Source organism: Paenisporosarcina sp. TG20 (assembly GCF_000286315.1).
GTDB lineage: Bacteria > Bacillota > Bacilli > Bacillales_A > Planococcaceae > Paenisporosarcina.
Genome location: NZ_ALJG01000060.1, coordinates 1 through 1,272, shown reverse-complemented (window position 1 = coordinate 1,272; position 1,272 = coordinate 1). Strand labels below are relative to the sequence as shown.

General features: G+C 36.6%; 1 protein-coding gene. It reads right to left on the bottom strand.

All coding sequences use genetic code 11. From position 1 onward, the window contains the following. Window positions 1-139 precede the first annotated feature (139 nt). Window positions 140-1,272, bottom strand: a 1,133-nt coding sequence (locus B371_RS20935; protein WP_019412380.1) for a reverse transcriptase domain-containing protein, incomplete at its 5' end; no start/stop codon positions are given.

The window sequence follows — 1,272 nt, the reverse complement described above, 5'->3', positions numbered from 1 at the left end:
TAGTAATAGGTAAGCATTTGAAGTTATCTCCAGCTTTTCCCCTACTCCACACGGAACGTGCCAGTTTCCAAGCATTCCGCGTTCCATCTAGCGATGGTATTATTAATTATAAGTTTCAAGTTACTCTTTTTCATTTGGGTTATTTGATTATTTCTAGCTCACATTTCACTCGATATTTATTGATTTTTTCTATCATCGATTCAGTGATGCCCAAAGTTTTTATGAGTGTATTCATCTTAATTTTGTCGGTTATATGGATTAATTCATGCACCTCTTTTTGGAGAATACGTAAATTATTGAATTTGTCGTTTCCACCAAGATGCTTAGGTATATAATGGTGGCAGTATACATTTTGTGCTTGTAGGAACATGCCAGTTATTTCACATTTCCCTTTTTTCATACTGTACCTACTAATCCGATTGTCCATATATTCGACACTACGTGTCGGTATTATTGATTCCATTAACAATACTATTTCCTGTCTAACATCCTTACTCAACCGTGTAGATATTTGTAATCGACCTTCGTTGGTAAATGGGGTTATACTTTGAGTAAAAGCAATCACATTTTTAGTTTTGATGATCCCAAGAGGGAAGAGGTACACCCCGGCGATTTTATATGTTTTAGAACCTAAGCCATAGAATTTTTTATAGACAGGTGGCGGATTGTTTGGATGTTCATACTTACCGACAGGTTTAAGACGATTGTACATAGATGCACCTAGTTCGTAGGCAAGTCGTGAGAACGCTAAGTTGACGTGAGTAGCTCTGTTAAAATAATTGTGTAACCCTAAGACAAAACTATTAAAGCGTATTGCATTTTGAGTAGTTGGCGATGTTCGGAGTATTTCTATTCGTTTCTTTGCATCGGCCTTAATTTTCTGCATCTTTTCAGCTTTGACAAACGTATGTGCAACTCGCTTTTTTCCTTTGCGATTGGCACGGATTGTGAAGCCAAGAAAAGCAGACTCATTCTTGCGCAAATTAATAATCTTCGATTTTTCTGGTGAAATATCAAGTTTTAAACGTTCTTTTAGAAAAAGCTTAACAGCGTGATACCACTTTTCAGCAGTTTTCCAATCTCGACAGATGATTTTAAAGTCATCAGCATACCTAACAATGTAACCTTCTTTTAAGTGAGTGCGTTTCTTTGCAAGAAGTTGACCTTCTCTAGTCTTAAGTGATTTATGGAGGGGGAATAGTTCCCATTGATTCGCTACCCACTGGTCCATTTCATTCAGTACAATATTAGACAATAATGGCGAAAGTAAGC